General features: G+C 61.5%; 10 protein-coding genes. 5 read left to right on the forward strand and 5 right to left on the reverse strand.

Annotation, left to right across the window (positions count from 1 at the left end; translation table 11 throughout):
• Position 1: 1 nt before the first annotated feature.
• From EOB80_RS05445 to EOB80_RS05465, 5 genes are all read right to left on the reverse strand, one after another.
• The gene (locus EOB80_RS05445; RefSeq protein ID WP_127326923.1) at positions 2-1,018 is read right to left on the reverse strand and encodes a sugar ABC transporter substrate-binding protein; all 1,017 of its coding nucleotides are present in this window, start codon (positions 1,016-1,018) and stop codon (positions 2-4) included.
• 35 nt (positions 1,019-1,053) lie between these two features.
• Entirely contained in the window at positions 1,054-2,007 is a 954-nt protein-coding gene (locus EOB80_RS05450) for an ABC transporter permease (RefSeq protein WP_236383139.1), read from the reverse strand.
• Between the two features lie 393 nt (positions 2,008-2,400).
• Positions 2,401-3,225 carry an alpha/beta hydrolase gene (locus tag EOB80_RS05455; RefSeq protein WP_164762534.1) on the reverse strand — a complete coding sequence of 275 codons (825 nt, stop codon included), beginning with the start codon at positions 3,223-3,225 and terminating at the stop codon, positions 2,401-2,403.
• 10 nt (positions 3,226-3,235) lie between these two features.
• A complete protein-coding gene (locus EOB80_RS05460) occupies positions 3,236-4,717 on the reverse strand; it encodes an NAD-dependent succinate-semialdehyde dehydrogenase (protein WP_127326925.1) in 1,482 nt (493 codons plus the stop codon).
• Between the two features lie 16 nt (positions 4,718-4,733).
• Positions 4,734-5,960 (reverse strand): iron-containing alcohol dehydrogenase, encoded by a 1,227-nt coding sequence (locus EOB80_RS05465; RefSeq protein WP_127326926.1) that lies wholly within the window; start codon positions 5,958-5,960, stop codon positions 4,734-4,736.
• 176 nt (positions 5,961-6,136) lie between these two features.
• On the opposite strand from EOB80_RS05465, the gene EOB80_RS05470 reads away from it, so the two are divergent.
• The 5 genes from EOB80_RS05470 to EOB80_RS05490 all read left to right on the forward strand — a co-directional run bounded on the left by EOB80_RS05470 (position 6,137) and on the right by EOB80_RS05490 (position 11,099).
• Positions 6,137-6,838, forward strand: a complete 702-nt coding sequence (locus EOB80_RS05470) for a GntR family transcriptional regulator (protein WP_127320435.1) — start codon at positions 6,137-6,139, stop codon at positions 6,836-6,838.
• Positions 6,839-6,849: 11 nt separating this feature from the next.
• Complete coding sequence (locus tag EOB80_RS05475) at positions 6,850-8,442, forward strand: sugar ABC transporter ATP-binding protein (protein ID WP_127326927.1); 1,593 nt, start codon at positions 6,850-6,852, stop codon at positions 8,440-8,442.
• Positions 8,439-9,428, forward strand: coding sequence for an ABC transporter permease (locus EOB80_RS05480; protein WP_245466266.1), 990 nt, complete (start codon positions 8,439-8,441; stop codon positions 9,426-9,428). The genes EOB80_RS05475 and EOB80_RS05480 overlap by 4 nt, the downstream gene beginning before the upstream one ends.
• A gap of 54 nt (positions 9,429-9,482) precedes the next feature.
• On the forward strand, positions 9,483-10,433 hold the full coding sequence (locus EOB80_RS05485) for a substrate-binding domain-containing protein (RefSeq protein ID WP_023808960.1): 951 nt from the start codon (positions 9,483-9,485) through the stop codon (positions 10,431-10,433).
• 72 nt (positions 10,434-10,505) lie between these two features.
• Entirely contained in the window at positions 10,506-11,099 is a 594-nt protein-coding gene (locus EOB80_RS05490) for a DJ-1/PfpI family protein (RefSeq protein WP_013533129.1), read from the forward strand.
• The last annotated feature ends 1,228 nt before the right edge of the window (positions 11,100-12,327 follow it).

A 12,327-nucleotide genomic window follows, 5' to 3' on the forward strand; every position in this document is an offset into this window, starting at 1 on the left:
GTTACTTGAGCTCGTCCAGCTTCCAGCAATTCCTGCCGGTCGCATTGGCCTTGTCGACGCGGGTGATCGGACCGAAGAAGATGGTCTTCTCGCTGCCCGCTTGCCGGTCGGGCTGCTGCAGCAGCTCGGAAATCTGCTGTGCGGCGATCTCGGCCTGGATCGGGGCATTAAAGTTGAAGATCACATCGAGCAGCCCGTTCTTGATGCTCTCGCAGCCTGTGGCGCTGCCCGCGCCATTGGTAACGATCGTCACCTGGTCCTGTTTGCCGGCGGCCGCGACAGCGGCGCCGGCGCCGACCTCGGCATTGTCCCAGATGCCCATGATGCCGCATAGGTCCGGATGCTGCTGGAGGACCGTCTCGGTGATCTGGCGGGCCTTTTCGCTCATGTAATCGGCCGGCTGGTCGGAGACGAGCTGCAGCTCGGGATTGGCCTTCAGCACTTCGTCGATGCCGGTGCGCATGTAGATGTTGGCGGCACCCGTCTGGACGCCGGCGAGCCAGACCACCTTGTGCGAGATGGCATTGGGCCCGGTGCAGTGCTTGGCCAGCTCGCCCATTTCGAGACGGCCCATTTCGATCCAGTCATTGCCGACATAACTGTCGGTCTGGGTGGCCGACTGCATGTTGACCTGCAGTACCTTGATGCCGGCGGCCTGCGCCTGTTTCAACAGGCGTGCGTAGGTCTGGACATCGGGGTTCTGCACGATGATCAGGTCCGGCTTCTCGGCGATGGCGCCCTGCATGGCGCGAATGCCGGCATTGGTGTCGCCGGAGGGATCGCGCACTTCAAGGGTGAAGCCGTAGCGTGCCGCGTGACGCTGCCACACCACCACCCATGCCTGGTTGAGGTCCATGCCCTGCGAGATCGGCACGAAGATGACCTTCTTGCCCTTGAGCGCCTCGAGATACGTAGAGCGGCCGACCTGATCGGTCTCCTGCGCCGTGGTGATTTTCGCCGCGCCCAGCAGCGCGAGCGCTGTCATGCCCGCGAACAGGCAGTTCTTGAACAACTTCATGTTTCTCCTCCCAGATTTATGTCTCGGTTCTTGTTTCAGATGTCGCCGCTTTGCGAGGTCTGCTCGTCGCGCGGATTGATGATGGCGTCGATCGCCAGCGCGCCCAGCAGGATCACGCTCTTGATCAGATTCTGGCTGGTGTAGCTAAAGTTCAGGATCGTCATCCCGTTGGTCAGGATGCCGACCAGGATGGTGCCGACGATGACGTTGCGTACGCCGCCCTGGCCACCGGAGAGGCCGATGCCGCCCAGCACGACCACCAGCAGGACGTCGTAGATCAGGCTGGAATTGTAGAGGCGCGTGTCGATGCCGGTGACCAGCCCCAGCATGATGATGCCGGCGGTATAGGCAATGAGGGCGCTGATGACATATTGCGTCACGATGATCGGGCGCGTCGGCAGCCCTGTGGTGCGGGCCGCGTTCGGGTTGTCGCCAGTGGCATAGACCAGCCGGCCGAAGCGGGTCTTCCTCAGGAAGAAGCCCATGAGCGCGGCCACCGCCGCGAAGATGATCACCGACATCGGGATGCCGAGGATGGTTCCGTTGCCGACGAATTTCAGCCAGCCAATATCGGAGGGGGCATAGAGCACGTCGGACGCAAAGACGATGCGGCCAGAGCCGTAGACCGAGGATGCGATGGCAAGGGTGGCGAAGATCGGCGGAATTTCGGCCACTGCCACCATGACGCCGGTGAACAGGCCGATGACCGCGACCAGGATGGCGCCGCACATGATGGCCAGCGTGAAGTCGACGCCCCAGGTGGAGATCCAAATGCTGAAGGCGACGCCGACCACCATCACCGCCACCATGGTCAGGTCGATGCCGCGCCCGACGACGATGAACCCCATGCCGACGGCCAGCGTGCCGAGGATCGAGACATTCTTGAGAATGGCAAGGATGTTGCCTTGGCTCAGGAAATTGTTGAGCGTCGCCGAGAACACCAGGAACAGGACGGCCGAGATCGCGCCGACGACGAGTTCCTGGGACATTTTGATGCCCAAGCGCGCGGTGTCGGATTTGCCCGAACCAGCCAAGTCAGTTCCTCCCTCGCTGCCGGTTTGAACCAGCGGCGTGCCAAAGCGGCCTTGCCCCAGGGGCTTTGCCGCGACGACGTTTCCTCCACAGCCCTAAGCCGGCTGCTTGCGTTAAGACCATCGCGACTCAGGGCGGCAGGGGCAATTTCGATTTTCTGATGCGCTGTGCAGTTCGTCAGTGTGGAGAAAGAGGATGAGGAATCGTCGCTTGTGTCCTCTGCCGGATTTCACCTGCCGCTAAGCTCAGTCCGATGCCGGTAGCGTGCCGCGATCCCGTGACGGTACTTTCTTGAGTGACGGGAGTGTCTGGCCCGGCAGTCAAGCGGCTCTGCTTCCCCAGGTTCCGTCCTATAGGCCGTTTCCCTCGATCATCGCCATCAGGCAATCGCCACATTGTGTGCCGCTGATGCCCAGATCACGCACGCTGTTCATGTGGTTTCGGTCATTCAGGCGGAGGTCGCAGACAAGGTGCCCCTGCGCGCGCAAGCGCTTTCCGAAGTCGGCGGCCTGCTGGTGAAAAGGTGACGTTTCCTGATCTCCCACGAGAATGGTCGCTGCGGTCTCCGGGTCATGCCACCGCGTCATTGGGGTGAAGGCAGCTGCCTCCTCATCGGCGATTCCGATTAGCGGCTGGAGGAAGGACGTCTGAAGGGGCTTGAGGTCGTAAAGGCCGCCTAGCAGCAGCGCCGCACGTATGCGCGATGGCATTGGCGTCTTTTCGAACAGGAATGTGGCCAGGTGTGCGCCCGCCGAATGACCACTTACGCTTAGCCGGGCAGGGTCACCGCCATGAGCGGCTATATTGTCCAGCACCCATTGTTTGGCGCGCCGGACCTGGGCGACGATTGCCGCCATCCTGAATTCGGGCATCAGCGCATAGTCGACGATGACCGCGATCGCCCCAGCTTTGGTGACTGTGTTCGCTACATAAGAATAGTCGCTCCTGGAGAACATGCGCCAGTAGCCGCCATGGATGAAGATGTGCACGGGAAGATCCCTGCGCGCGCCGGGCGGAAAGAAGAGGTCCAACCTTTCGGCCTTGCCCTCGCCATAGGCGATATCAGCCGACATCGGCAGGGTCGCCCGGGTTTCGGCGCTGCGGCTTACTATGTCGGCCACGATATCGTCAAAGTCGGCCACATGGTCGCGCGTGCGGAAAGGGTCCTTTGACATGACTGCCGGTTCAGAAGGTGACGGCAATATATTTAGCCTCCATGAACTCGGCGATGCCGTGGTGCTGGCCGCCTTCGCGGCCAAGGCCACTCTGCTTGACGCCTCCGAATGGTGCGGCCGGATCCGACATCAGTCCTCGGTTGAGACCGATCATGCCGGCCTCGATCCCCGACGCCACCCGCATGCCGCGTCCAATATCGCGTGTGTATATATAAGCGGCCAGGCCATATTCCGTGTTGTTAGCATGTGCGATCGCCTCGGCCTCGGTGTCGAAGCGTGTGATGGGTGCTACCGGGCCGAAAATCTCCTCGTGCGCCATCTCCGCGTCGGGCGGCACATCGGACAGCACTGTGGGCGGATAGAAGAATCCTTCTTCCTCCGAAATTGACCCGCCGCAAAGCACCTTGGCTCCCCGGCCCACCGCGTCCTTGACCAGGCGGTCGATCTTGTCGACAGCCTTTCTGGTGATCATCGGCCCGCATTCTGTGTCTGCATTCGGTCCCGCTCCCACCTTAAGTGCCGCCATGCGCTTGCGGAGCCCGTCGGCAAAAGCATCATAAATTCCCGATTGTACATAGAGGCGATTGGCGGCGGTGCAGGCTTCGCCGGCGTTGCGCATCTTGGCGATCATTGCGCCGTCGAGGGCGGCGTCGAGATCGGCATCGTCGAAGACGACAAACGGGGCATTGCCGCCGAGTTCCATCGAACAGGAAATGACATGCTTTGAAGCCTCGCCGAGCAAGGTTCTGCCGACACCCGTCGACCCCGTGAAGGACAGCTTCCTGACGCGCGGATCGGCGAGCATGGCCGAAGTAAGCGGCCCGGGACTGGTCGTGGTCAGCACGTTGACGACACCGGCAGGCACGCCGGCTTCGCTGTAGAGTGCCGCCAGCGCATAGGCCGTCAGCGGTGTTTCACTTGCCGGCTTCAGGACGACAGTGCAGCCTGCCGCCAGCGCCGGTGCGATCTTGCGGGTCGCCATAGCGGCCGGAAAATTCCACGGTGTGATCAGCACGCAAATTCCGATCGGCTCATAATCGACCACGATGCGATTGCTGCCGGAGGGCGCGGTGCCGAACTCACCGGTGATGCGGACCGCTTCCTCAGCATTCCAACGGAAGAACTCGGCGGCGTACGCCACTTCGCCGCGCGCGTCGCGCAACGCCTTGCCGTTCTCCAGCGAGATCAGCATGGCAAGCGTTTCCGAGCGTTCGACCATCAGTTCGAAACAACGCCTGAGGATTTCCGAGCGTTTGCGCGGCGCCGTCTCCCGCCATCCTTTGGCCGCCTTGGCCGCCGCCTCGACGGCGGCGGTGGCGTCCTCGACCGTCGCATCGGGAACTGCCGCGATCACCGCCCCGGAGGAGGGATCGACGACGTCGATGAGCCGACCGTCGGAGGACGGCCGCCAAGTGCCGTCGATGTAAAGTCCGTGCGAAAAACCGCGCACGTCATAGCCATCCTGGTCGAGTTGCTGAGCCTTCAAATTCATCGCTTTGTTCCGTTTTTCACATAACGCAGGCGGCGAGGTCGCCGTCATAGGCAGCCTGGACGAGGCGTCGCATCGTGCCGAGATCGAAGGCACGCGGATTGTTCTTGATCAGGCGGTCGATGCCGAGCGCTTGCTCGGCGGTCCAGTCAAGCTTATCGGCGGGGAGGCCTAAATCCGCCAGTGTCGGCGTAATACCGATCGCCGCGAACAATCGCCTGATCTCTTCGATTGTGGCGGCTGCCATCTCGGCGGCGGTTCTGGCCTTGGTCTCCAAGCCAAGTGCCGCGCCGATCTCTGCCATATCGTGAGCGGCGACGCGGCTGTTATAGGTCATCACGTAAGGCATCATTGTCGCTACGCCCAAACCATGGGCGGTGTGGGTGAGGGCGCCTGCCGGATATTGCACGGCATGTGCCGCCGCCGTGCCGGCGGTGCCGAACGCGCAGCCCGCCGCCAGAGCGCCCATCATGACATCGGCGCGCGCGTCGGCATCGGTGCCGTCGCTGCAGGCTTTCTCCAGGCTCCTGCCGAGCAGTTTTATCGCGAGCAACGCGAAATGGTCGGTCAGCGCAGTCTTGCCGATGAAGACATGCTGTTGCGGCAGATTGGGGTCTTCACCGCGCCGCATGGCGGTGAAGGCCTCGATCGCATGGGTCAGCGCGTCAGCGCCGGCGATCGCGGTCAGGCGAGGCGGACAGGTCATTGTCAACTCGGGATCGCACAGAGCGACGGCGGCGATAAGGTGAGGGCTCGATATGCCCACCTTGAGCGTCCGGTCCGGGTCGGAAATCACCGCGACCGGCGTCACCTCGGAGCCGGTGCCGGCCGTGGTGGGCACGGCGATCAGCGGCAGTGTCGGACCCGGCACCTTGAACTCCCCGTAATAGTCCTGGAGCTTGCCGCCATGGCTGAGCAGCAGCGTGGTGCATTTGGCGAAATCGAGACAGCTGCCGCCGCCGATGCCGATCACCATGTCCGGTCCGAACCCCTTCGCTTCCTTGACACAGATGCCCACCGTGTCGCGTGGCACGTCGGGCAGAACGTGATCATGCACGAGGACTTCGATCGAGGCCGACCGAAGGGACTTGATGATGTCGGTGAATACCATTGTGCCCGCGAAACGCTCATCGGTGCAGACCAGCGCGCGTCGGCCGAACCGGGCGGCGACCGTCGGCAGCACATGGCGCTGCCCCTTCCCGAACAGGATTTCACGCGGCAACCGCAGGGCGGCGAAGAGGGTCATGATCGGTCCTTTGACGGCGGCTGACTGGAAACGGATGCATTGAATGCGGTCTGGATCGGACGGTCTAAGAGCGTGTCTCTCGCACTTAAAACATATCCGCTTTTAAATCGTATAGGATATAGGATTGTATCTGCGGAACCATCGTGTTAGCAGTCCTCACTGTCAAGAGGCAAAATATGCAGACCGCAAACTTACCCGACCCAAGCGACGCCACCATTGGAGCTGGTCGCATCCAGCGCGCCAACAGTCTCGTCGAAGATGTCTATGAAGCCATCTTCGCGCAGTTGATGGCGCTGAAGATCCCACCAGGCTCACGCATTACAGTCGACAGCCTGGTCAAGGAATTCAACGTCTCGCACACGCCGATCCGCGAAGCCCTTGGCCGGCTCGAAGGCGAAGGTCTGGTGCTCAAGACGCATTTGATCGGTTATCGTGCCGCGCCCCAGATCACCCGGCGCCGTTTCGACGAATTATACGAGATGCGTCTGCTGCTCGAACCGCATGGCGCCGCAAAGGCCGCCGCAATGATGGACGAGGCCAAGCTCAATGTGTTGCTCGAAGCCGCCGGCGTGATGTCACGCCGCGAAGGCAAGGATGATCGCGTACGCTATTCGAACTTCGCCAGGCAGGATGCGATCTTCCACGACAAGGTCTTGGAGTTTTCTCAAAACGAACTCATCCGCGAGACGTTGAGCCACCAGCACACGCACTTCCACATCTTCCGCCTGATGTTTCATGCACGTGTGACCGAGGAGGCACTTGACGAACACGAGGCGATCCTTGCCGCGTTCGGCTCTGCCGATCCCGATGCCGCCGCAAAGGCGATGCGCATCCATATAGAGCACTCGCGCGATCGCCTGCTCCCGGCATTCGATTGAGGTCGGAACGGATGTCCATTGCCGCGAATATCGCCGGGGAGGGCGGGAGCACGTTGTCCAGCAATGCGCATGGTTCGCTCGAACCGGTGCTGCGCGCCCAGCAATTGTCCAAGCAATACGGCCCGGTAACGGTGTTGTCGGACGTCACCCTAGACGTCCTGCCCGGTGAGATCCACGCCATCATTGGCGAGAACGGTGCCGGCAAGTCGACGTTGATGCGACTGCTGTCCGGCTATGTCGAGCCAAGCCGCGGCACATTGTCGATGAGCGGACATGCGGTGAAATTTGCCAAGCCCAGCCAGGCACAGGATGCCGGTATCGCCTTGGTCCATCAGGAGATCCTGCTCGCAGAGGGGCTCACGGTCACCGACAATCTGTTTCTCGGGCGAGAGCTTTCGCGTGGCCTGGTCGTGGATGACCGCACCATGCGCCGGCTGGCAGCCGAGAAACTGGCGCAGATCGGTTGCGTGGTCTCGCCGAGGGCACTGGTGCGCGACGTCTCGCTGGCAGACCGGCAGATGGTGCAGATCGCTCGCGCTCTGCTTGACGACTATAAATTGGTTATCTTCGACGAGCCGACCGCCGTTCTGACCGGTGGCGAGGTCGAGCGCCTGCTGGAGATCGTCCTGCGACTGAAGGCTCACGGCATCGCCGTGCTGTATATCAGCCACCGGTTGGACGAGGTGCAACGGGTGGCCGACAAGGTGACCGTTCTGCGCGACGGCAAGATGGTCGGCACCTATCCCGGCAAGACGCTGAGCCAGATGGATATGGCCCGGCTGATGGTCGGTCGCGAACTGGCCGCACTCTATCCTGAAAGGACCGCAGCGCCTTCGGATGTACCGATGCTGAGCGTGAGGAACGCCTCCGTTCCCGGCTATGCGGAGGACGTGTCGTTCACGGTCCACAAAGGCGAGATCCTCGGGTTCGCCGGCATGGTCGGCGCTGGCCGAACCGAACTCTTCGAGGGCATTATCGGCCTGCGCCCGGCGGCCGCCAAGGTCGAACTTGAGGGCAAGTCGATCCATTTCCAATCGCCGCGCGCGGCGATCGACGCCGGCGTCGGTTACCTGACCGAGGATCGCAAGGGCAAGGGACTGCTGCTGCAGGAGCGCTTGGCGCCTAACCTGACGCTGTCGGCGCTCGGTGTGTTCCATCCCGGCCTCTCGATGGGTCGGCGCCGCGAAGCGGAGGCCCTGGAACAGGCCGTGGAGGCATATGACATCAGGCTGAAGAGCCTCGGCGCCAAAGCGGGCCAGCTTTCCGGGGGCAATCAGCAGAAGCTGCTGCTGGCGAAGGTGCTGCTGACCGATCCTTCGGTGGTCATTATCGACGAGCCCACGCGTGGCATCGACATCGCCAACAAGGCGCAGATCTATGCCTTCATCCAGGAGCTTGTGGCGAAGGGCAAGGCCTGCATCGTCATCTCTTCGGAGATGCAGGAATTGATCGGCATCTGCGACCGCATCCTGGTGATGCGCGAAGGCCGCATCACCGGCGAGGTCAGCGGCGCCGAAATGACCGAAAGCAACGTGGCGGTACTGGCGACCAGTGGCCCCAAGCCAGGGCCAAAAGCCAAGGGAGGCACAGAATGGCTGTCATGACCGAATCCGCACCCGGGCGTCGCGCCCTGGATCTCAATGTCAGTTGGACCGACATCGGACCCTTCCTTGCGCTGGCGGCCCTCCTGGTCGTGGGTTACCTCATCAACCCCGATTTCCTGTCCGCCACCAATCTCGCCAACGTCATCACTCGCAGCGCCTTCATCGCCATTATCGCGGTCGGCGCGACATTTGTGATCTCGTCCGGCGGGCTCGATCTTTCCGTCGGCTCGATGGCCGCCTTCATCACCGGCATCACCATCATGTTCATGAACACGGTGGCGCCGCATGCCGGTATCTGGGCTATTCCCGCCGGCATGGCGGTGGCGATCCTGGTCGGCCTGCTGTGCGGGCTTGCCAACGGCCTCATCGTCACGGTCGGCAGGATCGAACCGTTTATCGCCACGCTGGGCACGATGGGGATTTTCCGGGCGCTGATAACCTATCTGACCGACGGCGGCACGATACCGATCGACCGATCGCTGCGCGAGGCCTACCGGCCTGTCTATTTCGGCACGGTTGCCGGCATCCCGGTTCCAATCCTCATATCCATCGCCATCGCCGCGGTCGCATCCTTCATCCTGTACAAGATGAAATACGGCCGCAAATGCGCGGCGGTCGGCGCCAATGAGGATGTCGCCCGTTATTCCGGCATCTCGGTGATCAGGACACGGACCGTCGCCTATATCGTCCAGGGTGTCTGCGTGGCCATTGCCGCGATCTGCTACGTGCCGCGCCTGGGCGCCGCAACGCCGACGACCGGACAGCTTTGGGAACTGCAGGTCATCACCGCAGTGGTGATCGGCGGCACCGCGCTGCGCGGCGGCAAGGGCCATGTGTGGGGAACAGTCGCCGGCGCCGTCATCCTGGAGCTCATCGCCAACCTCATGGTGCTGTCGGACTTCGTCTCCGAATACCTCGTCGCCGCTGTTCAGGGCGTCATCATCATCATCGCCATGCTCATCCAGCGGTTTTCGAATTCGAAATAGCGCCGCGTCCGGACCACGCGGATCAACGTTCTTGTAGGTCCAAGGGAGAAGACAATGTTCAGTAGAAAATGGATTGCGGCGGCGACACTTGGCGCGCTGCTGCTGGCCGGCCAGGCCATGGCGCAAGACAAGAAGGTCATCGCGGTGTCGATACCGGCAGCCGACCACGGTTGGACGGCGGGCATCGTCTATCACGCACAAGCGGCGGCCAAGGAAATCAATGCCGCGTTCCCGAACGTCGAGGTGGTCGTGAAGACGTCGCCGTCCGCGGCGGAGCAGGTCAGCGCGCTTGAGGACCTGTCGGCCAGCCGCAAGCTGGACGCTTTGGTGATCCTGCCTTACAGCTCGGAAGAGCTGACTCAGCCGGTCAAGGCTATCAAGGACATGGGCACGTTCATCACCGTCGTCGATCGCGGTCTGACTGACGCCTCCGTCCAGGATCTTTACCTCGCCGGCGACAATATCGCGGTTGGCACCAACACAGCCAAGTTCATGATCGACAAGCTCGGCGGCAAGGGCGACGTCGTTGTGCTGCGCGGCATTCCGACCGTCATCGACGACGAGCGCATCAAGGGCTTCCAGGACACGATCAAGGGCACGAACCTGAAAGTCCTCGACATCCAATACGCGCATTGGAACAGCGACGAGGCCTTCAAGCTGATGCAGGACTATTTGGCCAAGTACCCGCATATCGATGCGGTCTGGGCCAATGACGACGACATGCTGCTTGGCGTGCTCGAGGCGGTCAAGCAATCGGGCCGGACCGATATCAAGCTGGCGCTCGGTGGCAACGGCATGAAGGACATCGTCAAGAAGGTGATCGACGGCGACGCCATGACGCCGGTCGAGACGCCATATCCGCCGTCGATGATCAAGACCGCGATCTACATGACCGTCGCCAACCTGATCGGCCAGGCACCCGTCCGTGGCACCGTCAAGCTCGACGCGCCGTTGATCACCCAAGCCAACGCCAAGGAATACTATTTCCCTGACTCGCCATTCTAACCCTATCCGATTTCACCGAAAGGCAGGGCGCGGTCTGCGCCTTGCCTAGCTCAAACACTGAGAGGAAGAGCCATGCCAGGCAAAAAAATACTGATGCTGACCGGTGAGTTCACCGAAGAATACGAAATCTTTGTCTATCAGCAAGCCATGGAAGCCGTCGGCCACACCATCCACGTGGTATGCCCGGACAAGAACGCCGGAGATCTGATCAAGACCTCGCTGCACGACTTCGAGGGCGACCAGACCTACACCGAAAAGCTCGGCCACTATGCGCTGATCAACAAGACTTTCTCGGAAGCTGAGAGGCAGCTCGATCAATATCACGCCGTCTACTGCGCGGGCGGCCGCGGCCCGGAATACATCCGCACCGACAAGCGCGTGCAGGCGATCGTGCGCCATTTCCACGAGGCCAAGAAGCCGATCTTCACCATCTGCCACGGTGTGCAGATCCTGATCGCTGTCGACGGCGTGGTGCGTGGCAAGAAGGTCGCAGCACTCGGCGCCTGCGAGCCTGAAGTGACACTGGCGGGTGGCACCTATATCGACCTGTCGCCGACCGAGGCCTATGTGGACGGGACAATGGTTTCTGCCAAAGGCTGGACGGCGCTTGCTGCGTTCATCCGCGAATGTTTGAAGGTGCTGGGAACGGAAATCCGCCACGCATAGGCTTCTGGAACCGACGCATTCCCCAAGGGATGCGTCGGTTCTCTTCAATAGCGCCTCCATATCCATATCAATTCGGTCGGGATCGCGGCTGCCGAGCGCACCGATATAGGCGAGATGCTCAAGGAGTGCCGCCTGGTTGCGTTGCTTTCGTCCTTCTTGTGCTGGCGCGCGTCGTTGTTTCGGCGCCCGGATTAGAGGTCGTGTCGTCGACCGTGCGGCCCGTCGTCGCCCCAAGCGATCACGCTCGGTGCCGAGGTCCGGTGAACAAGTTCCCATAAAACCTGACGACCGTTCGATCGGCGCTCAGGCGCGACGTCACCATGAAAGCGGGATGCGCCTGAGTTCAGGCCTGCGTCAGTGAAGCTGGCATCGCGGCAAATGGTCTCCCAGCGTCCGGGTTGGTCATCGGCCTGACGAAAAGAACGGCGTCTAGGAACGATTCCGGCCGGCTGCCGTTGCCTAACATTAGATATCTCTTATGGAAGTTGCGAAATGCCGCTGTGTCAGAATCTATGCCCTCTTGAAATGACTTTCAAATGCCCGCGTTGCGGATTGGCTTTGCTGAAACCCGGGCGCTGGTTTCAGGTTGCATCCAAATATCGCTGCGAGGGATGTCACAGCGAAATCCGGATTACTTATCCCGACAAGATTGCACTGTTCCAGAAGTATGCGGCGCAGCGCGAGGCTCCACCTCCGCCAAAGCATAGCTCAGTCCTGACCAAGTCATTCAGCGGCTAGGCCATGGTCCTGCCAGGGGCGGCGGGGCGACTGAACGCTGACTGCCGGCGGCAGGGTTGCCTGTTGCATGGAACGAAATCCGTTCCCTGCGGTTGGAAGGTCATGCCTCCAGCTACACGCAATTGAACCGGCCATGCCCTGCAGTCAGGAGCAGTGATGCAAACATACCTGGTAGAGCAAATGGAAGGGGACGACGTGGTTGCGGCGAGTAATGTCAATGCGTCCAGCCCGTTCACGGCGGCGACCATATCAACAGGACGCCAGGTTACCCTGCGGACATGGGAAAACAACTGGGTTCGTGTCACGGATGAGCTTGGAGGGGAAGTATTCGCATACTGCTTCGTTTCAGGCACTGGCGGAGCGGACCGCAGCGCACAGCCCGACACTTCGGTAAGGTAGCACAGCCGAGCGAGCGCAGGCTGGCATGCTCAACTTCGAACGATTTAAGCGATCAAGACCGCCTCGCGCATCATCCGAATGATTGATGAAA

This window comes from Mesorhizobium sp. M7A.F.Ca.MR.245.00.0.0 (assembly GCF_003997415.1).
GTDB lineage: Bacteria > Pseudomonadota > Alphaproteobacteria > Rhizobiales > Rhizobiaceae > Mesorhizobium.

What these genes read in the sequence shown, in the direction of transcription:
- EOB80_RS05480 (WP_245466266.1), top strand. Translation starts at nt 8,439, where the DNA reads ATGACCGAATCCGCACCCGGGCGTCGCGCCCTGGATCTCAATGTCAGT.
- EOB80_RS05455 (WP_164762534.1), bottom strand. Translation starts at nt 3,225, where the DNA reads ATGTCAAAGGACCCTTTCCGCACGCGCGACCATGTGGCCGACTTTGAC.
- EOB80_RS05445 (WP_127326923.1), bottom strand. Translation starts at nt 1,018, where the DNA reads ATGAAGTTGTTCAAGAACTGCCTGTTCGCGGGCATGACAGCGCTCGCG.
- EOB80_RS05485 (WP_023808960.1), top strand. Translation starts at nt 9,483, where the DNA reads ATGTTCAGTAGAAAATGGATTGCGGCGGCGACACTTGGCGCGCTGCTG.
- EOB80_RS05490 (WP_013533129.1), top strand. Translation starts at nt 10,506, where the DNA reads ATGCCAGGCAAAAAAATACTGATGCTGACCGGTGAGTTCACCGAAGAA.
- EOB80_RS05450 (WP_236383139.1), bottom strand. Translation starts at nt 2,007, where the DNA reads ATGTCCCAGGAACTCGTCGTCGGCGCGATCTCGGCCGTCCTGTTCCTG.
- EOB80_RS05460 (WP_127326925.1), bottom strand. Translation starts at nt 4,717, where the DNA reads ATGAATTTGAAGGCTCAGCAACTCGACCAGGATGGCTATGACGTGCGC.
- EOB80_RS05465 (WP_127326926.1), bottom strand. Translation starts at nt 5,960, where the DNA reads ATGACCCTCTTCGCCGCCCTGCGGTTGCCGCGTGAAATCCTGTTCGGG.
- EOB80_RS05470 (WP_127320435.1), top strand. Translation starts at nt 6,137, where the DNA reads ATGCAGACCGCAAACTTACCCGACCCAAGCGACGCCACCATTGGAGCT.
- EOB80_RS05475 (WP_127326927.1), top strand. Translation starts at nt 6,850, where the DNA reads ATGTCCATTGCCGCGAATATCGCCGGGGAGGGCGGGAGCACGTTGTCC.